This window comes from Pseudoalteromonas sp. SG43-1 (assembly GCF_014164415.1).
Classification (GTDB): Bacteria; Pseudomonadota; Gammaproteobacteria; order Enterobacterales; family Alteromonadaceae; genus Pseudoalteromonas; species Pseudoalteromonas distincta.
In genome coordinates, this window is record NZ_JACJFD010000029.1 from 1 (window position 1) to 23723 (window position 23723).

Below are 23723 nucleotides of genomic sequence, written 5' to 3' on the forward strand. Positions count from 1 at the left end.
AAAATTAAAAATAAATAAAAATAAATAAAAAAAGCACTAAAAAGTGCCTTTTGAAACCATGAAAATGAATGTTATTTAATAAATGTGCCTCGGATTGGATAGTCGTTTTCTCTAGAAAACTTAATTCCACCTAGCAGTTGCTCTAAATCAGGACGAACAAATGGGCTGTTTGATATATCGACCATTTGAAGCTGATTTTTTTCATTAAGTACAAAAATGCCTGGCTCAGCAAATGGATGATCAGTTTCTGCATCACTGCGAGGCTCGCTGATATGTAGCCCTAAATCGGTCATTTGTTCGATTGTTAAACCATAGTAAATTGGGAAGTTAATATCTATTTTTTCAAGATGTTTATTAAGCTGCTCATGGCTATCACCACTTACTGCAACAACTTCAACACCAGCATCTTTAAAGTCTTTATGAACTTTAGCAAGCTCGTTAAGTTGCGCAGTACATTTAGGGCAGTGCTGGCCTCGATAAACAACAATCATTTTCCAAGGAGAGTCACTTACTCTATCAACTAAATCTACCTTATTCTCATCAACATCACTCACTACTAGTGATGGCATAATATCCGCAGGTTTTAAACTAGTGTTACTCATTGCGATCTCCTTTTACTGTTTCAGATTAAAAATTAATTTGCTCTTACCCATAGAGCTTAGGGTAACTTTTATTAATTCAACCTGAAAAGTGTAATTAAAAATCGATTATGACTTTAAGACCATCCCTTTATTTTTCTATAAATGGTAGATGCACTAACCCCTAGATAAGCAGCAGCAAGAGGAATATTGTCTTCACAGCTTTTAATTGCATTTTCAATCGCCCTTTTTTCAACTTGCCACAAAGGTTCTATATCGTGAACAGACATAGGCGATAGTTGAACACTCTGCTCGTTTGTATTGTGAACTGACTTAGCGGATATCGAATGCTTAACAGCGCCTAATCCAAATGAGCTTGGTAGCATGTCTTTTTCAATTACATCGCCATCATTAATAACGACGGTGTTTTCAATTACATTTTGTAGTTCGCGAATATTTCCTGGCCAATCGTAATTACAAAAAAGCGCCTTAACTTCATCAGAAAAACCAGTGAAATGCTTTGCATTACTATCGCTTTTTTGTTTCAAAATATACTCAGCAAGCAGTAATATATCGCCTCCGCGTTCTCTTAAAGGGGGGAGCTTTACGGGGATAACATTTAAACGGTAATATAAATCTTCTCTAAAGCGCCCTTCTGCAACCTCTATGATTGGGTTTCTGTTTGTTGCACAGACTAAACGAACATCGCTGTGTAATACTTCACTACTACCAACCTTACTAAAAATGCCTGTTTGTAAAAAGCGTAATAACTTTGCTTGTAAGTTAAGTTCCATTTCACATAATTCATCTAAAAATAAGGTACCGCCGTTGGCCACTTCAACAGCCCCTTTTCGATCGCTCAATGCCCCACTAAACGCACCTTTAACATGACCAAAAAACTCTGATTCAAATAGCTCAGCAGGTATAGCTGCACAGTTTATGGCAATAAATGGTCCTGTATTTCTCGGGCTTGTATCATGAAGGGTTTGTGCGCAAACTTCTTTACCGGTTCCACTTTCACCTGTAATAAATACACACGCTTTACTTCTAGCTGCACTATCAAGTAATCTAAAAACGGTTTTCATTGCCAGTGATTCACCAACAAAATCTTGATTTTTATCTCTGTTTTTAACCAATGGTTGAACTTTAACTTGCTCTTTTGGCGTCAACGCACTTTCTACTGAGCTAATGAGTCGTTGACTTGTGAAAGGTTTTTCTAAAAAATCAAAACCGCCTAAACGCATTGCTTCCACTGCAATATCAATAGAGCTGTTTGAGGTGATCATGACTACATTAGCAGGATTTTTCTGCTTATTTACAAATTGTAATACCTCAAGCCCACTTATATCTGGCAAGCATACGTCTTGTACTATGACCGCTGGCATTTTTTCTTTAATACCGACTAAAGCAGAGTACCCATCTGTAAAGTGTTTGCATTGGAAACCAGCCTGCTCAAGCTGACTTGCATATAAAGCACCACTGGCAATGCTATCTTCAACAATATAAACAAGACCTTTATCAATTATATCTGACACAGCTTTCTCCTAAATAGCTATACTATTACTCATTATTTGATACGCATCTCGGGTTTTATCCAAGTTGTGTTTAATAACAAGCGCTGCGTGCAAGTTTTCTTGTGTAGTTGACGGTGGCGAATCGTGTAATTGTGTTGCTAACGCAGCTAAAGCAGATGCACCATATAAAGCTGCTGAATTTTTTAAGACATGCATTACTTCTTTAATTTTTATAGTATCTTCACTACTAATTGCCGTATCTAATTGGTTAGCCATAGTAACTAATTCATCAATAAATAATTTAATTAAACGAGCTAACACGGTTGTCCCAACATCCTTTTCGAGTTGAGTTAATACATTTAGCTCGGTAATACTTTTATCGACAAACTGCTCTGATATGGGCATAGATAACCTTTGTGTAAGTTAAAACTTCGTACACTAATAAAATGTAAGAGTTGTAGTTTAAGAGTAATTTGTTTTTTGCATTTTGCAAATCAAAATGAATATAAACATTTACAAAGCCCAAGTATCAATACTTTTAGTTAACGTTTGCGGCTTATCTAGCAGGTATCCCTGAGCTATATCGCAACCAAGTTGTTCTAATATTTGTAATTGCTCATTCTCTTCAATACCCTCTGCTACCGTTTGTAAACCCAATCGTTGAGCCATCGCAATAATTGCGCTACATAACGTAAAGTCTTCATTATTAGTTGCAATACCACTTACAAAACTGCGATCAATTTTTAAACCATCAATATCAAATTGACGAAGTAAACCTAAAGAGGCATACCCAGTGCCAAAATCATCAATCCACACCTTTACGCCTTCTTTATGGAAGTTTTCAAACGCCTTAGCTATTTTATCAGGACTATGAATGAGCGCTGTTTCCGTTAATTCGACTTTTATAGCCTGTGGTGGTATTTGGTGCTTTTCTAGCAAAGACATTACTTTTGCAAACACATCACCATCTAAGATTTGTACCGGTGAAATATTTAATGAAACAGCAATATCTGTCATACCAAACTGCCGCATATGTTTTAAATCAGACAAACATTGCTCAAAAATCCAGTCACCTAATTCTAAAATCATTCCCGATTGCTCTACATGAGGGATAAACTCATCAGGGCCAACAATGCCAAAGCGCGGTGATTGGCACCTTACTAGCGACTCAAAGCCGACCAGCTTTCCAGATCCCAATGATACAAGCGGTTGATAAACCATTTTAAAATAATTATTTTGCATTGAATCAGACATGATCCTCTCTAACTCATGCCATCTTGCTAGATTGACTGGTTTTTCCGATTCTAGGTATTTAAACGCACTCATGATTTTGCTCCGGTTTCACTCTTAGTGACTTATTATATTAAAGAGCAATTTACAGGCCATTTTAAATACAAAAAAACAGAAATAAAAACCAATATATTCAGGTAGTTAAATTAGAATATTAAATGGATTTACTTCTCCCATTTCATTCGCATTTTGCAATTCAGTTTGCAATGCAGCTACATTGGCAATGTGAGTGCTTAATCGAGCTTATAAAACACAGATAAGCCAGTTAATAGATACTGACCAAATCTAATATTAGCAATTGTATATGAGAAAAGAGAAAGCTTTGATAAAACCCTGTTTAGGTTAAGCACCATCTAAATTTAAGAGAAAATAAATAATTTTATGGGGAGGGATAAAAAATTAAATTGGTGGTAGGAACATAAAAAAACGCAGGCAACTATAAATAGTTACCTGCGCAAAAGTCTCTAGTTTGAAAGAGTGTCGTTATTTTCGTTTTTAGAAGAATTTACATGTTGTGCATAGTTGGTATTTTGCGAGTCAAACGTATTACTCATCAACTGAGCGTTTTCAACATCAGCTTGTGTAAAAGTAATTGGCTGAATATCTGCCAGCGGTTCAATCGAATCGCTACCTCGTAAAACTGTTATACCTATTACTAAAGTGGCAACAAGCAAAATTGACAAAACCATAATTTCAGGTGTTAGTACCCAATTGTTACCTTTAGGCTGTTGTTTGGCTTTTGTGTTTGTTTGCATATTGCACCCCTTAAAAATTTAACTAAATTCGTCTTGATTTGATATTTAATATATTGCGAAAGTCGTGCCAACCAGATAACAACTTTACAAAAAAGTAAAAACCTTACAAAATCATGTCGTTAAAATAAATTAAAGGTATGGTTGAGTATTTAAATAAAGTTCATAACATTTTATTTTTATTTTGAATTGCAATTTGCGAATCAAATTAAAAAAACACACACTAAAAACACTCATTAATTACTAAAAAATAAATTTAACTTACCCCTAAAATACTAGGTTAATTTCTCCGTTTATCAAGTTTTATGCAACACAAACCCACTTTTTATATTGTCTGTTGATCTTTGCGGATTAAAATTCGTTCAAACTACAGGCGGTTTAATCGCGGCGCGAGGTTTATAACCTAGCGGGATCGGTAACTGCTCCTGCGTTACCCTACTGACTTACATCGATGTAAGACCGAGCAAAGCTTCCGCGTTCTGCTCACGCCCCTTACCCCTTCCCTACATGCATGTTGGCAACAAAGAGTAAATAGCCCTTAGGAAGAAACCTTTGGGCAGCGCCTGTTTGGCATTAATGCTACGTTATCGCCCATTTATGGAAAATAACCACACTGCATAGGCTCAACTTTGCCTAAATACCAAACACACTGCTACAAACTTAACCCTAAACGTTTAACAAACCCTAGCCTTCATTGCTCAACTCAGCTTTTCCCACACTTGCGCTAAACGAGAGAGCTTTAAATGTTTAGATTCAATAACCTGCTCTGGGGCATATTTATCAAGTAATAAATAAAGTGTCTCACTTACAATTGGCTTAGCTAAATAGTCATTCATCCCCGCGTCTATAAATCGCTCTTTATCACCATGAATCGCATTTGCAGTGAGTGCTATTATGGGGGTGGTTATACCTAACTTTCTGATTGCTTTAGTTGCAGAAATCCCATCGAGTATTGGCATTTGGATATCCATAAAAATAATATCAATTTCACCGCTTTGCGCCTTTATTATTGCCTCTTGACCATCACTAACAATATGCACACGGCAACCTTTTTGTTCTAAAAACTGCCGAATTACAATTTGATTATTCGTATTATCTTCAGCAACCAATACCTTGGTTCCGCTTAACTGAGTTAACCCTAAGGGGCTTTCTAAAGTTTCTTTTTGCTCACGATTGGTAAATATAATATCCAAATGAAACAGCTGCTCTTCTAATAAACTAATTGCCCGTAGTACATGCGATACTTTATAAGGGCCATTTAACCTAAGCTCTCTGTCGTTAATATTTTGCGGTAATAAGCTTTTACCTAGCAAATCTAGGATGAGTAAACACGGTGAATTAAGGGAGTTGTATGTATTTATACGCTCGCGTGTTTGGGCTAACATTTGAGGATCAGTTAGTACAATTGCATCAGGAAAACTATCGTACTTGGGTATATCTGGGCATACTTCGTAGTGTTCAAAAGTGATAGAAAACCGAGTGAGCGTATGCTCCAAGGCTGTTTTTAGAATTTCGTGACTTCCTACTATCCATACTTTTGGCTTTTTACTTCGTGCTGCAAACCCTTCTCTTAAAATTGAGTCAGTTGTGTCTATTTGCAGCGGGTAATTAACTATAAACTCGCTTCCTTTATTAAACTCAGAACTAACCGAAATATCTCCACCTACCACATCACAAATTTGCCTACATATCGCAAGCCCTAAGCCACTGCCACCATGCTTTCGAGTAATTGAATTATCGGATTGAATAAAAGGCATAAACATACTGTCAATTTTATTTTTTGCAATTCCCATACCCGTGTCTTTTACAGATATATAAAGGTTTAAATTATTACCTTCAATATGAGTGAACTTAACAGTAACCGTTATTACACCATGTTGAGTGAACTTAATCGCATTGGCTAATAAATTTATGACTATTTGTCTTATACGGGCATGATCACCAATTACTTGAGCTGGTACATCAGGATAAAAATCAAAAATAACCTCAAGCCCTTTTTGTAAAGCGCTTTGGGAAATTATATCTATTGCTTCTTCAATACACGTATCAATACTAAATGGCTGATTATTGAGTGTTATGGCTTGTGCTTCAAAACGTGAGTACGTTAATACATCGTCCAATACACTTAATAGCGCGTCAGAACTTGTTTTAATCATTTGTGTATAGCGCATTTGTTCAGAAGTTAAACCGGTATGATGCAAAATATCTGCAGATCCAATTACAGCATTTAATGGTGTGCGAATTTCATGACTAATATTTGCCATGAATCGGCTTTTTGACTCCGCTAGGGTTTCTGCCTGATGTTTAGCTTCAAGTAATATTTGCTCGCTTTCAATACGCTCTTGTATATCCACAAGTGTCGCAGCAATTGATGATAAATCACTTTCGTAGCCACCAACAATTGGAGTAAGTGTAATTTCGACCCAGTTATTTATACCTTGTGCATTAATTAAACGTATATCAAAGCGACGAATGTCACGCTTACCTTGTTTATAATCAAGTAAAGTGCTACTAATTTTTTCTACATCTTCTTTAGCTATAAACTTAATTATAGGTAAGCCAAGGCTCTCATCTACCTTGCTGTGTAGAACTCGCTGCCATGCTTGATTTATAAATAATAGATTGCCAAATGTATCAAGGCGTAAAACAATATCAGGGATATTATCAACGACAGAGTGATAATTATATTCTATCTCTGCCATTGCTTGTTCGGCTTTAACTCGCTGCGTAATATTAGTTTCTATAGCGATAAAGTGCTTTACTTGGCCTTCATCATCTCGCACTGGGTTTGCATCAATAGCAACCCAATAAATATTACCGTTTTTATCGTAATTTGTAGTTTCAACTTGAAAAGGAAGTCCATTTTTTACGGCATGAGACATGACCTTACGGCTTTTTTCACATGTTTTTGGCCCTTGCAGTAAATGACCAGGACTGGTGCCTATAACCTCATCACAGGTGTAACCTGTAAGTACTTCAAAACTATTGTTAACCCACTCAATTACGCCAAATTTATCTGTAATTATCACTAAGTTATTTGTATGGCTCGCAACAAGCGATAAGCGTTTTACATATTTTTGCTGTTGTGTAAGCAAAAGTTGTGAGTCTTTATGACGTTGAATGTCATAGAGTGAACCTATAAAACCGCTTTTTTCATCATAAACTAGCCTCAACTCAAACCAGTTTAAGAGTCCGTGACTATTTTTTATTTGTATTTCTACACTAGGAGTCTGCTTTCCTTCAAGCAAACAACAACTGTATGCAACAAAATGCATAATATCATCGCAATTCATTAACTTAGTAATATTAGAACCAATTAATGAATCGCTTGAGTAACCTAGTTTCTTCTCCCATGCTTCGTTAATATAGGTAAGATTTAAATGTTTATCACACTCAAAAATACATTCATCTAAAATAGCTAATAGCTTTGCTTGACGTCGATTACTATTGGAGAGCTTTTCGACCAATGCATATTGGATTTGCACTTGTAGTTCATCGTTGTTATCCATGCTCTCTCCAATGCTTAATAAAAGTTTTACTATCACAAACTCGCGCATAAAGAGGAAAAACCTCTTCACAGTAAAAAGTTTGTTCAAAAGGAGTGCGACTCGATGTACAGTCACTTAAAATAGTGACGTTAAAACCAAGTTCAACAGCCGTTCGCGCAGTTGAGTCAATACAAATAGAAGTCACCGTACCGGCTAAAATTACATTAGTGACACCATGTTCTTTGAGCTTTTGCGCTAGAGCAGTATGTGTAAAAGCATTTAAACCTCTTTTCCCAGGCACCACTTCTATAACATTGCTAAAAAAATCTAGCTGCTCAATGGTTTGAGCGCCGTACGAACCTGCTTTAAATGCGCCCACATCTGCAATAGCTTTTAATATGCCAATCGGATTTTTAAGCTCACTGTAGTTTTGTGTAAAATGAATGGGTGTATTAACAACTAGCGCAAAATGCTCTGCACAGGCGGTCAATAAAGAGAGTGTATTTTCTACCACGCCAGTAATTCTTGACGACTCTTCAACTACGTCATACAAAATACCTTTTGGTGAAAAGTAATCATTTTGAAAACCAATCAAAATAAGCGCTGTTTTAGAAAAGTCATGCATCATTGCCACCTTATTAACCAATTTAAGACGCTAATTGCCAAGGTTTAATAAACTTTTCAAGCACTGCTTTGGTCACTGGTTTTTGTAAATAGTGCGTAATACCTTTTTCAAATAACTCAGCTATCTGCTCATCCCCTGTTAGCCCAGTTAAAATAACTTTGGGTGTATCATTATTAGGGGTATTTTGACGCACCAATTGCTGTGCTACGTCACTGCCAAACATTCCTGGCATGCGCTCATCTAAGAGCAGTAAATCAAATGGTTCATTTTGAGCAAGCGTTAAGGCACTAGCGCCATTTTCTGCACATGTTACTAAGCAGCCCAGCATTTCGAGCATCACTTTTGTTGCAATTTGACTTGGTAAGCTATCATCCGCCACTAATACAGATAAACGTGTTTGCGTATGAAATGTTGTTAAAATGGTAATGAGGTCAGTATCAAAAAATGGCCAACCTAATATTTTTTTAGATAGTTTGTTCTCTTGGCTCAGCTCACTAATGTCGCTAATAGTGCATAACTTTATGTGTCTATTTATGCTGTCACCATTTAGTTTATCAGTTAGCGCATCACCACTAAGGTGACGTAAATCCTCAATCTGTACCGTTTCCTTAAAAGTGCTATTGAATAATTTAAAATTTAAGCCAAAGCGCTCATGGGTATTATCCGATGTTATTAAACAACTTTTAAATAACGCCTCACAATCAGTTAGAACGTCTATATTTTGGCTAATATCAAGTGCCAAACTAACAGACTCTTTTGTTGCTAAAAGCCCATGAAAATCCAGCGTGCTTACTTGCTCAGAATCATCAATCTGGTAATGAAGGCTAACCCCTTGTATATTTGCTTCTAGGTTAAGTAAAAAGCTCTGCTTTACAGATGCTAGCGCTGGAATCAGAAATTCCTCGCATTGCGCAATCATTTGCTCAAGAGGGATTTGCAAACAAACGTAGTTACATTGCAACTTGTTAATTAAAGTAACTGAAAAATTTCGATTTTGGGTTTTACAATATTTACCGATTACCCCTTGGATAATTTCTAAAACGTGACTATTAATATTCATAAAGTATTCTCGTTAACCCAATGTATAGCTCTTAATCATCAAGTTATGTGCCACAAATTAGTTCTTGTAAACACACTTGCATTCATATACTTAAGTATTAGACAGACAGCGCTTTAGTTTCTCATTCGCATTTTGCAAATCATATTGATATGCAATATATGATTTATAGTTTTTATTAGAATGGTGTAATCGATTTTTTTTGCTTTAAATAATTTTTCAATCATTTAAACTGATTTTAATCAAATTGAGGAGAAAGCTATGTTAACTGTAATTTTTGGCCGTGAAGGTTGTCCATATTGTGTTCGTGCAAAAGATGTTGCGGAGCAACTATCAAATGAACGTGATGACTTTAAATTTCGCTACATCGATATAATTAAAGAAGGCATTAGTAAAGCCGACCTTGAAAAGTCAGCAGGTAAACCTTGCCCTACCGTTCCACAAATTTTTGTGGATCAAAATCACATCGGTGGATTTACAGAATTTGAAGCTTACGCAAAAGAAAACCTAGGCTTGTACAAATAAGCGTTGTATTAAATATGTTAACCAGTTTAATAAACCCCAAATCAAACTGGTTAAATTTCGACCAACATCAAACACATAGAAATTAGTTTCAATTTATACAAGCATTTGCCTCGCGAATCCTATATAATGCGCGCCTCTTTAAATTCGTTGAGGCGTATTAATGTCAGAACCAGTCACGTTTGAATCTCTAAATCTTTCTCCTGCAATTTTGAAGGCAGTTGAAGAGTTGGGTTACAAGACACCATCTGAAATCCAAGCTCAATGTATACCGTTATTGCTAGAAAGAAAGGACGTACTGGGACTAGCTCAAACGGGTACAGGTAAAACCGCAGCATTTGCACTGCCATTACTAAATAATATTGACCCGTCTGTGAAACAGCCACAGATCCTTGTACTCACACCAACACGTGAGCTTGCGATCCAAGTTGCTGAGGCATTCGAACAATATGCTAAACATGTTCGTGGTATTGAAGTATTGGCACTATATGGTGGCCAAAGCTACAGTATCCAATTAAGCGCACTTCGTCGTGGCGCTCAGGTTATTGTTGCAACTCCAGGTCGTTTAATCGATCACATTAACCGTGGCACTATCAAGTTTGATGCTCTACAAGCACTTGTACTTGATGAAGCCGATGAAATGTTACGTATGGGCTTTATCGATGATGTAGAAAGCATCATGGAAAAAACACCGCGCGAAAAGCAAACATGTCTTTTCTCTGCGACTATGCCTAAGCAAATTCAAAACATCAGCAGCAAGTATATGAATAACCCTGAACAGGTTCATATTTCTGCGCGTAACTCTACAGTATCATCTGTTGAGCAAGTGTTTTGGAATGCAAGCGTACATAAAAATAAAGCAATTGTTCGCTTCTTAGAAGCTGAGCAATATGAAGGTGCTATTGTTTTCGTACGTACGCGTAACGATACAGTACAACTTGCTGAGTTATTAGAGCGCGAAGGTTTCTCTGCTGCTCCACTTAACGGTGACATGAACCAGCAAGCACGTGAACGCACTGTAGATCGCTTAAAAAGTGGCATGCTAAACATTGTTATTGCAACAGATGTAGCGGCACGTGGTCTTGATGTTGACCGTTTAAGCTTAGTTATCAACTACGATATCCCACAAGATTCTGAAGCCTACGTTCACCGTATCGGCCGTACAGGTCGTGCTGGTCGTACTGGTAAAGCAATCTTATTCGTAAAACATAACGAACGTTATTTACTTAAAAATATCATTCGTCATACGAAGTCTGAAATTGCTCAAGTTGAATTACCTACAGCAAAAATTGTTGAAGAAAAACGTATCGAAGCGTTACAAGCAAAATTAACTATTGCGCTTGAAAACAAAGACATCACGTTCTTCAATGAAGTAGCTACTAACATGGCTGAAAAACTTGATCTTCCTCTTGAAAGCTTAGCGGGTGCGTTACTGTGTTTAGCACAGCAACAATCGCCAATTAAAGTTGAAGAAGTTAAGATTCAACCTCGTGAACGTAACGAGCGTAACGACCGCAATTCACGCAACGATCGTGGTGACCGTGGACGTCGTAACGAACGTGGCGGCGAACGTGGTGGTGAACGCGCTGAGCGTAAACCTCGCGAACGTAACAGCCGTGATGCAGGTCCTATGGATACGTACCGTATCGAAGTAGGTCGTGAACATGGTGTTCAGGTTAAAAATATTGTTGGCGCTATCGCTAACGAAGCTGACATCTCAAGCAAGTTTATTGGTGATATTCGTCTACACGACAATCACAGCACGGTTCAATTACCGCAAAACATGCCTAAAGATGTACTTGATCACTTCCAAAAAGTGTTTATTTGTAAACGCCCTATGGGCTTAACAATTACAACTGATCAAGGTCCTGCTGAACCACGTGGCGAACGCTCTGAGCGTCCAGCTGGTGATAAGAAACGCAGCTTTAATAAAGATGACGGCGCACGCGGTGATAAGCGCAGCGGTCCTCGAAAAGAACGTCGCCCTGTAAGCTTCACAGCTAAATAAGCAACGACTCTTTAATAAAAAAACCTTGCCACGAAAGTGACAAGGTTTTTTTGTTTTTAAGCTGCTGCTACAGTGAAAACAAAGTAAACTTTCGCGTCAATTCAATAGCGGCTTGAGATAGTTTTTTTAGCCTGAGTTCGGGTTGCTTAATGCCTATAAATACATTTCTCTGATTTTTAAAATAACAAAAATTCTGTAAACTAGACAAAGGCTATAGTTCACGGACGAATTAAAAATTGAAAAAGATTTACGACAACTTGCTCTTTGTAGCAATAGTACTCCCCATTTTATTATGCATCACTATACCTATTTTAATGGACTTTACAGATCCACCATTCATCTCAAATGAACTATACGACGCTGTTTTCTTTATAACCCTCCCTATTATCTGTTGTGCACTATTTATCTATTTAAATATACTTATATTCAATAAATATAAACGCTGCAGTAAATATAGAGAATCACTTAAATACAATTTCTCAGATACTAAAATAAAATTAGCATCCATTTTCATGTACCCATTATCCCCTTTATTAATCTTTGGAATACTCTATGTTTTTATCTCTGATCCTATTAAATTATGGGCTTACTACACACAAGGCGACTATTGGTATAAAGAATACATCCTGACCGATGTACAAGAGTGTGGCACTGAGTATGAAGATAGCTGTACTCGTTTATACTTCAAAGACCCTAAAACGAATAAGATTCATGATTTTAGGTGGTATGACGATAAGTCTACAATAATGAACAACAAAAATGATTATGTGTATATTGTTGGAGAGGCCAGCTTATTTGGCTATATAGTGAGAGATTTAGAAAGATAACTTAGACTTACTTTTACATTACAGGACTTTTATTTAAAAACCTCACTCAAGTGAGTGAGGTTCATAAAGGTTTAGGCTAAGGCAATGCTGGATAAATGTAGCTTGCATCTAAACCTAAAGGAATACCAAGTGCCCAATAACCTAATAAAAAGATACTCCAGCCAATCATAAAGGCAATTGAGTACGGCAGCATAATAGCAATTAAAGTGCCTATACCGGTGCCTTTGACATACTTTTGACAGTACACCACCACTAATGGGAAGTATGGCATTAACGGTGTAATAATATTAGAGCTTGAGTCACCTACACGATAAGCGGCTTGAGTTAAGTCTGGCGAAATGCCAAGTTGCATTAACATCGGTACAAAAATGGGGCCAAGTAACGCCCATTTTGCTGAACTTGAACCTACAAACAAGTTAACAAAGCCAGTTAAAAAGATAATGCCTACAACCGTTACTGCACTTGGCAATTCCATCGCCTTTAATAACTGCGCACCTTCAATTGCGAGCAGTGCACCTAAATTTGATTTACTAAATGCAGCAATAAATAGCGAACAGAAAAACGCCATGACGATATAATATGCCATGCCGCTCATCGCTTTACTCATAGCATCAATCATATCTTTTGAAGTATTAAAGGTACCTACCGTAAAACCATATACAGTGCCTGGGATCCAAAAAAGTAAAAATATTAGTGGTACAATTGATTGCATTAAAGGAGAGCTAAAATTAGTAAGGGATCCGTCACTACTGCGCATTGCAGAATCGTCTGGAGCAGAGACAAATGCTAATAACGCAAGTCCAGCAATCATCACGGTACTGGCTATATAAAAGGCACGTTTTTCATCACTACGTGCATCTTCAAATACAGGTAAATCCTCTTTAGCACCATCAACTGCTGTTTTTTGTAAACGTGGTTCAATAATTTTATCGGTAATGTACCAGCCTAATGCCACAATAAATAAGCTAGATGCTGAAGCAAATGCCCAGTTATTTAACGGGTTAATTGTTATTGCAGGATTAATTATTTGCGCCGCACTTTGGGTAAAGCTTTGTAGTAATGGATCAATCCCTGATGGAATAAAGTTAGCCCCAAAACCACCACTGACTCCTGCAAATGCAGCTGCAATACCCGCAAGCGGATGGCGTCCTGCTGCATAAAATATAACACCGGCAAGTGGAATAACTAATACATAACCTGCGTCAGTAGCGGTATGGCTCACAATGGCCACTAAAATGATTGAAGGCGTTAATAGCTTTTTAGGAGTAACTTTAAGCATTAACTTAAGGCCGGTATTAATAAATCCCGAATGCTCTGCAACACCGACACCTAACATAGCTACTAAAACGACACCTAAGGGAGCAAAGCCAGTAAAGGTTTTTACCATAGAGGATAAAAAAGTAGCGAGCGAATCACTTGCCAGCATATTATTAATAATAATCGCTTCACCGGTACGTGGGTCTATTGCATCAAAGCTCACGCCTGAAAACCACCACGACAAAAACCAAATTAATAACATTGCAAATAGAAATATTACGGCTGGATCTGGAAGCTTATTTCCTACTCGCTCAACAAAATTTAAAAAACGCGCTACAACCCCTGAAGGTAAAGCGTCTTGATTATTATTCATTTTTATTGTTCCTAAAATTTATTTTAGTAACAATATCGCATAAAAACAAAACAGTAAATTAACATGGGAATGTGCTTTAAAAGTTTTGGGCACAAAAAAACACGATAGTGATAAACAAATCGTGTTTTTTTGCCACTTAGGGTTAAGCGAGGGCTTTAACTTCATCCCACAAGCGTGCAACTAATGCCTTGTCTTCTTCGTTAAGCTCGCCGTTGCGATATGCTTTAACTAAGCTTTGCTCTACAGTTTCATTTAGCTCATCTATACTGATTGTCAGCTTTTCTACTTCGGCATAACCAACTGCAAGATCAAAATGACCTCGTAGATAGCCGCCAGCAAATAACTCATCGTCAGTTGCTTTTATTACTAAATCATCGAAGTACTGCTGGGCTGCATCGATATAGTTCACTAAACTCATTTATTAATCTCCTGGTTTTGCAAAGCACCTGTATTTTCAAGGTTTTGGTGCCCTACTGCATACATAATATGGTCGTTAAATCCGGTGGTTACTTTAATATAACCGGTTAATTCATCATCTAATTCGCTATCGCCTGTATCACAAATAAGGGGGCGACCATTAAGCGCTAGTAGTTTTGTTTTTGTTGCTACTACAATAATATTTTCTTTGCCAATTGCGCGTATAAGCACAGGACTCAATTGCTGGTTACCACGGCCAAATATATGCCCTTGCCCGCCAATGAGCGTAATGACTAACTTAGTACTTTGATCATGTGTAAGCTCAAGTAATTGTTTAGCCGTTAAATCTTGGGCAACTAAGGTTTGATCTTTTATTAAATCAACACCAAGTAACGTATTTTCAAGCCCCATTTCTTCCATTATGGCTTCAACCGTTGAGCCGCTACCCATAATATAAAATGTGTCTTCATCCATTTGCGATACAACATGCGCTGCAATGTCGGCAAGTACGAGTTCGTCGGTTTCTTTACCGCCATTTTTAACCGCTTGCATATAGCGTACTTCGCTAGGTGTTTGCATTTCGCCGTAGCGTTTGGCTTTTACTGTGCCTTGCCTGAAAGCATCTTCATCTATATCCATTACATCTGCATCGGCTAAGGTAACTAACTCCCCCTTAACCAGCATTTCGACTACGCGCCCTGCAGCCTTTGGCGTAATAGCGTAAACACCAGAATGAATTTTACAACCTGCGGGAATACCAAGTACGGGAATGGTACCCTCTATTGCATGGCAAATGTTACGTGCTGTACCGTCGCCTCCGGCAAATAAGACTAAATCAACACCAAAGTCTTTAAGTACTTTTGCTGCTTGTTCTGTGTCATCTGGGGTTGTTATTGCAGAAGTGTTATATACAACCTCTACATTAAAGCCTAAAGCTTTTGCTGTTTGCTCACCCATGTCACCGTTAACAGTGTAAATAGTTAAGCGTTCTTTATAAGGTAATAGCACCTCAAGCGCTGCTTTTGTTCGGCTATTTGCTTTTGGCTCTGCACCTAGTTCAATTGCTTTAGCGGCTGTGAGTGCTCCATCACTGCCTTTTAAGGCAACTGCGCCGCCTAAACCTGCTACAGGGTTTACAATTAAGCCTAATTTAAACGCCATTACAAAGCTCCTTTGGATGTTGCCAATTAAATTGCTGCGCTGTTAATGGCCACGGTGTATTGTAAAAATCACAGAGTGCTTTTAAAAATGACTCTGTACGAGAGTTAAAGCCATTTTCGATTAGCGATAATACCCGTGCATGTACGCGCTGCTGAAAATCAAACCGACACGTTTGTTCGCCGTTTAAGTTATCCACCGACACATTAAAATTAAACCCTGCTGCGGTGCTTAATAACCACTCTATAGCTTGGGGCTTTATTTCTACCTTTTCAAACTCAGCTTGTTTTTGTTTGTCGCGCCCGTCTGGGCAGTACCAATAGCCGTAATCTTCTAATAACCGGCGTGCATCACCGGCCACCAGCCAGTGTGCTATTTCATGTAATGCACTGGCATAAAAACCATGCGCAAATACAACTTGGTGATATGGCACCTGCTCTGTTGCTGGTAAATACACAGGCTCACAATCGCCTTTTATCAGTCGTGTATTGTGACTTTGATAAAAAGTGCGCTCAAAAATTGAAATTAGATCAGCTATTTGATGCATAAAAATTGATTAATTCGTCTCGGTTACAGCGCCATATTAGCGCACTAAAAACGAGACGAATTGTACGGGCTTTTACAACTAAAGTAAAAATAAGGCGAGATAGTAAAATATAAGCGGATTAATCTTTCACTTTATTGATATTTTTAATAATACCTAAACAGTAAAGCGTATTGGCAAGTTCTTTACACTGTGTTTTTTCACTTGAGGTTTTATTGGCTAAGCTAGTTAACATACCGTACCGTTTACGTAGAGTTAGTATATATCTGGCATGCTTACGGCATTCAAAACAAGGTGTACAGTATGAATCGACCCAAAAATCAAGTACCTCAAACCAATATTGCTGCTCTTGAGCAAAAAAAATAAATGCCTTAGAGCAACTTTCGCACTTCTTTTCAATATCAACATAAAGTGCCCGAGGGTCAATGGCATAGTTTTGCTTTTTTATATCTGCCAATATTACCGTATCAGGGAAGTATTTAAGCCTCGAGTAACGCCAGTGCGCATTCTCTATCGTCTCTATTGTCACTGAGGTATTGGTAGTTATCGGTTTATTGCCATACCTTGGGTGATTTAGATACATGAGCTGCCTAGTTTAAACTTATGATTTTAAAGCATAGAACATGCCATATGAAAAACAATAATTATACAGGCGTTCCTGCTTCATCACACTCTACAATATCGGTTTCGGTTAATGCCTGAGTGATCCATACTTGTAATACTGGGCAACGCATAACAAAGTCACAATATTGTTGCGCCTCTGGCGATAACGTAATTTGATATGTTTTTAAACGCAATACAATAGGTACGTACATAGCATCAGCAATACTAAAGTCACCAAAAAACCACTCATTTGGAAACACATCTTGTTGCTGTGCAAATATCTCGTCTATACGGGCTATGTCTTTTAATGCTTCGCTCGATAGGTCTACTTTACGAGTAGCTCTTATATTCATTGGCATTTCGCTGCGCAGCGCCATAAAGCCTGAATGCATTTCAGCGCTTAGCGCACGCGCTTTAGCTCTTTGGGTAATATATTTTGGCCATGCAGCGCCCGATAAGTAAGCATCGTTAATATATTCACAAATTGCTAGCGAATCCCATACCTGTAAATCGCCATCAATTAACGCTGGAACTTTTTGCACAGCAAAGGTCTTTTTTAGTTCATTGTAAAAATCAGGGGTGTCGAGTACCAGCTGGGTTTCACTAAACTCAACATCAAACCTACTCATTAAATACCATGCGCGTAATGACCAGCTGGAGTAGTTTTTATTACCGATGAATAATTGCATATTGTAAATACCAAAGTGAATAGACGCTCCTACCTTACTAGGTGATTAAACAACCAACAACATTTTGTTTAAAGTCTCTTTGCTAACGGTTACTTAAAGCTATTAATTACTCACTTAACTGCTTGTTTAAATGTTTTTTTAATAGTTGTGTATTACGCGTGTTAGCTTTAAAAAACGCATCAAATATATCGCCAAAAAATGGCACTAAGCCGCCCACAAAATCTATGAGCATATTAATGATCATCTTAGTCTTTATACGTTTACTCACACCTAAACGCTGCGCTTCTATAAGCACATAGCTTGATAAAATTAGCCCTGCGGCATCACCTATAACAGGGACTAAGCCAATCACAGCCTCCAAACCTATATTAAATTTAGTAAAAGGAATACCAATGCTGCTATCCGTTAACTTACTGAAACGTTCTAAGCGGGCTATTGCAGCTTGGGCTTTTATTTGTGAGTGTTCATTAATATTATCGTTCATGATTACTACCCTCCTTCTTGCAGTATATAGGGCTTACTTGAACAACTCCTGAAAGGCTCCTAACTAAATTACAGACATAAAAAAACGCGGTAATCCGCGTTTTTTATAATTATAAATACTTACACAGAGCCATTAATTGGCCCGTGTTCGTGATTTACATGCGGATTTTGTCCGCGTTGACGCAGTAAGTGGTCCATTAAGGTAATGGCCATCATTGCCTCAGCAATCGGGATTGCACGAATACCTACACACGGGTCGTGACGACCTTTAGTGATCATCTCAACCGCTTCGTTACTTGTATTAATGCTGTTACCTGGAATAGTAATGCTCGACGTTGGTTTTAGCGCAATAGAAGCAATAATATCTTGCCCTGTCGAAATACCCGCAAGTACACCACCTGCATGATTTGATGTAAAACCTTCAGGGGTTAGCTCGTCGCGATGCTCAGAGCCTTTTTGCTCAACCACATCAAAGCCATCACCAATTTCAACGCCTTTAACCGCGTTAATACTCATTAATGAGTGTGCAAGTTCGGCGTCAAGGCGGTCAAATACTGGCTCACCAAGACCAACAGGTACATTGCTTGCCACTACTTTTACTTTAGCGCCAACTGAGTCACCTTGCTTTTTAAGGTCACGCATATATTCGTCAAGCGCTTCAAGCTTACTTGCATCAGGGAAGAAAAATAAGTTATTTTCCACTTCATCCCAGTCAAACGTTTCCGCCTTAATAGGGCCAAGCTGACTCAAACATGCTTTAACTTCAATACCATGAAATTGCTTTAAGTATTTTTTAGCAATAGCACCAGCCGCTACGCGAATCGCGGTTTCGCGTGCAGATGAACGACCGCCACCGCGATAATCGCGCAAGCCGTACTTATGCCAATACGTGTAATCGCCATGGCCTGGGCGAAATACATCTTTAATTTTGCCGTAATCTTGCGAGCGTTGATCGGTATTTTCAATCAATAAACCAATGCTGGTACCTGTGGTTTTACCTTCAAAAACGCCTGCTAATATTTTTATTTGATCGCTTTCACGGCGCTGCGTTGTATAACGGCTTTGGCCTGGTTTTCGGCGATCTAAATCAATTTGTAAGTCGGCCTCTGTGATTTCAAGACCTGCGGGAGTACCATCAACAACGCCGCCTAATGCAACGCCGTGGCTCTCACCAAAGGTGGACACTTTAAATAACTGCCCAATGCTATTACCTGCCATTAACTTTCCTCATTCCTAATGACTACCAATAGCCAAGCACAGGGCTTGGCTATTCATTTTTTACTTATTTTGCAAAATACTCATCTAGCTGCTTTTTACTAATTACAAATACACCTAAGCCGCCTTGTTCAAATTCAATCCATTCAAACGGCGCGCCCGGATACAGTGCATCCATATGTACCATAGAGTTACCAACTTCTACAAATAACAAACCGTTATCAGTTAGATGTTCACTCGCTTCGCTCAATATAGTACGGGTTACATCTAAACCATCGTGGCCTGATGCAAGCCCAAGCTCTGGCTCATGATGAAATTCGCGTGGTAAGTCAGCCATATCTTCTGCATCAACATACGGTGGGTTTGCTACTATAAGGTCGTATTTTTGACCTGGTACACCGCTAAATACATCAGACTGAATCGGTAACACGCGATCACTCAACATGTAATCGTTAATGTTAATGTCTGTGACTTCAAGCGCTTCATACGATATATCTACCGCATCAACTTGTGCCTGCTCAAAAGCTTGCGCAAGTGCAATTGCGATACAACCCGAACCCGTACATAAATCTAATATACGGTTTACCGATTGTGGCTCTTCAAGCCACGGCGTAAAGCGGTTACTAATAAGCTCGGCAAATGGTGAGCGAGGTATAAGTACACGTTCATCAACATAAAACGGCATACCCGCAAACCATGCAATGTTTGTTAAGTAAGGTACTGGTGTGCAGTCGTTAATACGTTCTGCAATAAGACCCGCAAGTCGGTTTTTTTCTGTGCTTGTTAAACGCGCGTGCATTAATTCTTTTGGCGCATCAACAGGCAAGCTAAGCGCAGGCAGTAATAAGCTTACAGCTTCATCCCATGCGTTATCTGTACCGTGTCCAAAAAATATACTACTACTTGCAAATTGGCTTGTAGTCCAACGTAACCAGTCATGTAAAGTTGACAGTTCTGCAACGGCTTCTTCGAGTGTTGCTTCTTCTATTTGTAAATCGCTCATATATTTTTACCTGTATTAGCTTACTGACTGTTTTGAGTCTTTAAGACGATTGCATTGCCTATCTGCGCTGGGCAAATTACAATTGCCCCTCATTTAAGTATTGTACCGCCTTTTGCGCTGCGTTTTTACGTTTTTTTGTTTAGGTAATAGTTATGAAAAAAGACACTCCATCACATTCGTCCCTAAGCAATGACGACATAAGCTTATTTCGTCAAACGATCACAGGCGCCAAAGTATTTAAACAAGATACTCATCGTTTTGATACAAAGCCTAAGGTGTCACAAGCTAAGCAATTTGCCCAGCAAAAAAAGCAGGCTCAATCTGAATTTTTCTTCTCAGACGTTTATATTCCCGATATAGACACCCACGGCACGGTTAAATATGTAAAACCTGGCCAAGATACTTTCCTAGCTAAACAGCTTCGCCGTGGTGACTTTGCACCCGATTTGACGCTAGATTTACATGGCTTAAATAAAGAACTTGCTAAAGACGAACTCGCTGGACTCATTCACGAATGTAAAAAGCAGCATTATTATTGTGCATGTGTAGTGCACGGTATTGGTGGCGGCGTACTAAAGCACAAAGTGCCTCAGTACTTAGTACAGCACCCTGACGTAATAGCGATGCACCAAGCCCCTCTCGAATATGGTGGAAGAGGCGCTGTACTTATTTTAATTAATTTACCGCAAAGTGATGAATTTAGACGCTAACTTTAGCCATTACTAGGATGTAACTACGTGCATATTTTTTCAATTATTTTTCCGCTCATTTTTATTGTGGCACTGGGTTATGGATGTTGCCGATTAAAATTTTTCGACAAGCAGCATATCGCAGGCCTGAGTAAGTTTACTTTTTATATTAGTTTGCCTGCTTTTTTATTATTAAATATGTCGCAAATTAACTTACAGCAAAGTATTAGCCTTTTTGCATTTTTGAGCTTTTACATACCTGTTTTGAGTGTATTTGGGGTGGGTATATTAATTGATCGCTTTTATTTAAGTAAAAAACATTTAAAAAACTACCAACAACACGGTGTATTTGGACTTGCTTCTAGCTATTCAAATATGGTGTTAGTGGGTATTCCTATTGTTATTGCCTCGCTTGGCAAAGAAATGATAGCCATTGCATTTATGATCATTACTTTTCATAGCACATTGTTATTTGCACTTACATTTTTAATAGGCGCTAAAGGTAGCAGCGATAAATTTTCGTGGTCGCACTTTGGAAAAAGTATGGTACTAAATCCTATTGTACTGAGTATTGGGTGCGGGCTTATATTAAACATATTAGGAGTTACACTGTTTAGCGACTTAGCAAATAGTTTGGAGCTATTAGCTAAACCAGCAATTGCCTGTGCGCTATTTGTACTTGGTGCAAATTTAGCTTTTTATAAAATAGCTGCAAATTGGCAACCGGCGTTAATAGCATCAATTTTAAAAATATTTTTATTGCCTGCATTAGTTTTATTGGTAGGCACTTATGTATTTAAGCTAGACACGCAAATACTTAGTGTATTGGTACTTTTAAGTGCGTCCCCTGTTGGCGTAAATGCTTATCTTATTGCGACTCAAATAAAGCAACATGAAGCTACTCTTGCTGGGGCTGTCGTACTTTCTACTATCTTAAGTGTTATTAGCTTTACGTTTTGGCTAGCTTTACTACTTTAGCTTACAAACCGCCGGCTACATCAACAAAGCTACCCGTTGTAAAAGAAGCGTGCTCTGAAGCTAAAAAGTAAATTGCTAAAGCAACTTCCTCGGGTGTACCGCCTCTGCCAAGGGGTAATTTACTTTTAAGACGATCGACTCGATTTTTTTCACCGCCATCGCTATGCATATCAGTGTAAATAAGCCCAGGTCTAACCGAGTTAACTCGAATACCTTTACTTGCCACCTCTTCTGCCAAGCCAATAGTAAATGTGTCCATTGCACCTTTAGATGCTGCATAATCAATGTACTCATTAGGAGAGCCCGTTTTAGCGGCCCCCGATGAAACATTAACAATACTACCGCCATTTCCCATTCGCTTTATTGCCTCACGGCTACATAAAAAAGCACTGGTAATATTTGTAGTCAAAACTTCGTTTATGCGCTCAGCACTCATTTCTAACAAGGGCATTTGTGGTTTTAAAATACCGGCGTTATTTATTAGTACATCAAGTTGACCAAAGACTTTATCTATATGCATAAATAAAGCTAAAACGTCAGCCTCTAGTGACACGTCACCTTGAATTACTTCAGCCTCAACTCCTAATTGCTTTACTTTTTCTGCCACCAATATTGCACTAGCTAAATCTGCTTTATAATTAATGCAAACATTATAACCGTGCTTTGCAAAATATAGTGCGGTAGCTGCGCCAATACCTCGGCTAGAGCCTGTGATAAGTACAACGGGGGAGCGATTCATTAAAGCTATTATTCTTTTAAAGCTGCGACTACTGAAATTTCAACAAGTAGTGCTTCACGTGCCATTTTAGCTTCCACACAGGCACGTGCTGGTGCATAACCCTCGGGTACCCATGCATCCCATACTGCATTCATATCAGCAAAGTATTCCATGCTCTTTACATAAATAGTCGCGCTAAGCATATGTTCTTTTGAACTCCCTGCTTCATCAAGCAGCGCCTCTACTTTATCAAGCATAGTTTGAGTTTGCTCTTTAATACCTTTTTGCGCGTCGGCGCATACCTGCCCACATAAATAAACAGTGCCGTTGTGTTTTACTATGCGGCTCATGCGCGCACCTGTTTGTAAGCGTTCTATCGTCATAATACTTTTCTCAATTATTTAAAGGTTTTCTGGGGCATTTATACTTATATAACTACTACGCTGGGTTTGCTCATCATAACTAATAACAGCAACAGCACCTGTATTAAAAATTGGCATATTACCGGGGCTTAATTGATCCACTAAATAACTTACAATAGGCATGTGTGCCACTATAAGCCATGTATTGCATTGGGGATGAGTAGCAATAAGCGTTTCAAGATAGTCAGCAGCAATTTGAGGTTTGCCTTCGGGGATAATATCGGACGTGGTTTCGCTAAATTTAAATACGTTATTTTTAGCCACACCTGCAGCTGTTTGCTGTGCACGAATGTAAGGACTAACTAACAGTGCATCAGGGCAATGTGCTTTACTGAGCCAAAGGCCCATTTTTTCAGCTTCATCGTGCCCTGCTTGGGTTAAATTTCTACCTGCATCATCAGCCTGCATGGGTGTTGCTTCGCCGTGGCGCATTATTAGGATTGTTTTCATAAAAAATCAACCGATTAAAGAATATAAAACAGTAGCCAGTTTGCCCATTTGTCAGCTATATTA

25 protein-coding genes are annotated in these 23723 nt (G+C 38.4%); 5 read left to right on the forward strand and 20 right to left on the reverse strand.

Annotated features, from left to right (window positions below):
* Positions 1-71: 71 nt before the first annotated feature.
* The 8 genes from H5159_RS17225 to H5159_RS17260 all read right to left on the reverse strand — a co-directional run bounded on the left by H5159_RS17225 (position 72) and on the right by H5159_RS17260 (position 9307).
* Positions 72-602 (reverse strand): peroxiredoxin-like family protein, encoded by a 531-nt coding sequence (locus H5159_RS17225; protein WP_039489283.1) that lies wholly within the window; start codon positions 600-602, stop codon positions 72-74.
* Positions 603-715: 113 nt separating this feature from the next.
* Positions 716-2113: a sigma-54 dependent transcriptional regulator gene (locus tag H5159_RS17230; RefSeq protein WP_082007326.1), complete on the reverse strand. Its 1398-nt coding sequence runs from the start codon at positions 2111-2113 to the stop codon at positions 716-718.
* A gap of 9 nt (positions 2114-2122) precedes the next feature.
* On the reverse strand, positions 2123-2497 hold the full coding sequence (locus H5159_RS17235) for an Hpt domain-containing protein (protein WP_039489282.1): 375 nt from the start codon (positions 2495-2497) through the stop codon (positions 2123-2125).
* A 108-nt stretch (positions 2498-2605) separates the two neighbouring features.
* Positions 2606-3418 carry a bifunctional diguanylate cyclase/phosphodiesterase gene (locus H5159_RS17240; RefSeq protein WP_253947700.1) on the reverse strand — a complete coding sequence of 271 codons (813 nt, stop codon included), beginning with the start codon at positions 3416-3418 and terminating at the stop codon, positions 2606-2608.
* 428 nt (positions 3419-3846) lie between these two features.
* Positions 3847-4137 carry a hypothetical protein gene (locus H5159_RS17245; protein ID WP_182780730.1) on the reverse strand — a complete coding sequence of 97 codons (291 nt, stop codon included), beginning with the start codon at positions 4135-4137 and terminating at the stop codon, positions 3847-3849.
* A gap of 695 nt (positions 4138-4832) precedes the next feature.
* Positions 4833-7643, reverse strand: a complete 2811-nt coding sequence (locus H5159_RS17250) for a PAS domain-containing hybrid sensor histidine kinase/response regulator (protein ID WP_182769104.1) — start codon at positions 7641-7643, stop codon at positions 4833-4835.
* The gene (locus H5159_RS17255) at positions 7636-8247 is read right to left on the reverse strand and encodes an isochorismatase family cysteine hydrolase (protein WP_024595979.1); all 612 of its coding nucleotides are present in this window, start codon (positions 8245-8247) and stop codon (positions 7636-7638) included. Before H5159_RS17255 ends, H5159_RS17250 begins: the two co-directional genes overlap by 8 nt.
* 22 nt (positions 8248-8269) lie before the next feature.
* Complete coding sequence (locus tag H5159_RS17260) at positions 8270-9307, reverse strand: response regulator (protein ID WP_024595980.1); 1038 nt, start codon at positions 9305-9307, stop codon at positions 8270-8272.
* 258 nt (positions 9308-9565) lie between these two features.
* Here H5159_RS17260 and H5159_RS17265 point away from each other — a divergent pair, with 258 nt between their 5' ends.
* The 3 genes from H5159_RS17265 (at position 9566) to H5159_RS17275 (ending at position 12661) form a co-directional block, all read left to right on the forward strand.
* A complete protein-coding gene (locus H5159_RS17265) occupies positions 9566-9829 on the forward strand; it encodes a GrxA family glutaredoxin (RefSeq protein ID WP_024595981.1) in 264 nt (87 codons plus the stop codon).
* A gap of 160 nt (positions 9830-9989) precedes the next feature.
* Positions 9990-11834, forward strand: a complete 1845-nt coding sequence (locus H5159_RS17270; RefSeq protein WP_024606656.1) for a DEAD/DEAH box helicase — start codon at positions 9990-9992, stop codon at positions 11832-11834.
* 236 nt (positions 11835-12070) lie between these two features.
* The gene (locus tag H5159_RS17275) at positions 12071-12661 is read left to right on the forward strand and encodes a membrane protein (protein WP_024596511.1); all 591 of its coding nucleotides are present in this window, start codon (positions 12071-12073) and stop codon (positions 12659-12661) included.
* A gap of 76 nt (positions 12662-12737) precedes the next feature.
* Here the strand turns inward: H5159_RS17275 and H5159_RS17280 are convergent, their stop codons facing one another.
* From H5159_RS17280 to prmB, 9 genes are all read right to left on the reverse strand, one after another.
* On the reverse strand, positions 12738-14291 hold the full coding sequence (locus H5159_RS17280) for an AbgT family transporter (protein ID WP_182693393.1): 1554 nt from the start codon (positions 14289-14291) through the stop codon (positions 12738-12740).
* 142 nt (positions 14292-14433) lie between these two features.
* Positions 14434-14709, reverse strand: a complete 276-nt coding sequence (locus H5159_RS17285; RefSeq protein ID WP_024596509.1) for a YfcL family protein — start codon at positions 14707-14709, stop codon at positions 14434-14436.
* Complete coding sequence (locus tag H5159_RS17290; protein WP_182780731.1) at positions 14706-15869, reverse strand: ATP-NAD kinase family protein; 1164 nt, start codon at positions 15867-15869, stop codon at positions 14706-14708. Before H5159_RS17290 ends, H5159_RS17285 begins: the two co-directional genes overlap by 4 nt.
* Positions 15859-16413, reverse strand: coding sequence for an elongation factor P hydroxylase (locus H5159_RS17295; protein WP_039489259.1), 555 nt, complete (start codon positions 16411-16413; stop codon positions 15859-15861). Before H5159_RS17295 ends, H5159_RS17290 begins: the two co-directional genes overlap by 11 nt.
* Before the next feature lie 118 nt (positions 16414-16531).
* Entirely contained in the window at positions 16532-16993 is a 462-nt protein-coding gene (locus tag H5159_RS17300; protein WP_220496473.1) for a zinc-ribbon domain containing protein, read from the reverse strand.
* A gap of 61 nt (positions 16994-17054) precedes the next feature.
* Positions 17055-17702 carry a glutathione S-transferase family protein gene (locus tag H5159_RS17305; protein WP_182780732.1) on the reverse strand — a complete coding sequence of 216 codons (648 nt, stop codon included), beginning with the start codon at positions 17700-17702 and terminating at the stop codon, positions 17055-17057.
* 106 nt (positions 17703-17808) lie between these two features.
* Complete coding sequence (locus H5159_RS17310) at positions 17809-18186, reverse strand: DUF4112 domain-containing protein (RefSeq protein WP_182673896.1); 378 nt, start codon at positions 18184-18186, stop codon at positions 17809-17811.
* Between the two features lie 119 nt (positions 18187-18305).
* Positions 18306-19403, reverse strand: coding sequence for a chorismate synthase (aroC, locus tag H5159_RS17315; RefSeq protein ID WP_008138551.1), 1098 nt, complete (start codon positions 19401-19403; stop codon positions 18306-18308).
* A 64-nt stretch (positions 19404-19467) separates the two neighbouring features.
* Complete coding sequence (prmB, locus tag H5159_RS17320; RefSeq protein WP_007377743.1) at positions 19468-20403, reverse strand: 50S ribosomal protein L3 N(5)-glutamine methyltransferase; 936 nt, start codon at positions 20401-20403, stop codon at positions 19468-19470.
* A 152-nt stretch (positions 20404-20555) separates the two neighbouring features.
* Here prmB and smrB point away from each other — a divergent pair, with 152 nt between their 5' ends.
* The gene (smrB, locus tag H5159_RS17325) at positions 20556-21113 is read left to right on the forward strand and encodes an endonuclease SmrB (protein ID WP_007377742.1); all 558 of its coding nucleotides are present in this window, start codon (positions 20556-20558) and stop codon (positions 21111-21113) included.
* A 27-nt stretch (positions 21114-21140) separates the two neighbouring features.
* Positions 21141-22070 (forward strand): AEC family transporter, encoded by a 930-nt coding sequence (locus H5159_RS17330; RefSeq protein WP_182780733.1) that lies wholly within the window; start codon positions 21141-21143, stop codon positions 22068-22070.
* Between the two features lies 1 nt (position 22071).
* On the opposite strand, the gene H5159_RS17335 is transcribed toward H5159_RS17330, so the two are convergent.
* Genes H5159_RS17335 through sixA form a run of 3 tightly spaced genes read right to left on the reverse strand, consistent with a single transcriptional unit; the run spans position 22072 to position 23660 of the window.
* A complete protein-coding gene (locus H5159_RS17335; RefSeq protein WP_182780734.1) occupies positions 22072-22809 on the reverse strand; it encodes an SDR family oxidoreductase in 738 nt (245 codons plus the stop codon).
* An 8-nt stretch (positions 22810-22817) separates the two neighbouring features.
* Positions 22818-23171 (reverse strand): RidA family protein, encoded by a 354-nt coding sequence (locus tag H5159_RS17340; RefSeq protein ID WP_165743672.1) that lies wholly within the window; start codon positions 23169-23171, stop codon positions 22818-22820.
* An 18-nt stretch (positions 23172-23189) separates the two neighbouring features.
* On the reverse strand, positions 23190-23660 hold the full coding sequence (sixA, locus tag H5159_RS17345) for a phosphohistidine phosphatase SixA (protein WP_024593905.1): 471 nt from the start codon (positions 23658-23660) through the stop codon (positions 23190-23192).
* Positions 23661-23723: the final 63 nt, after the last annotated feature.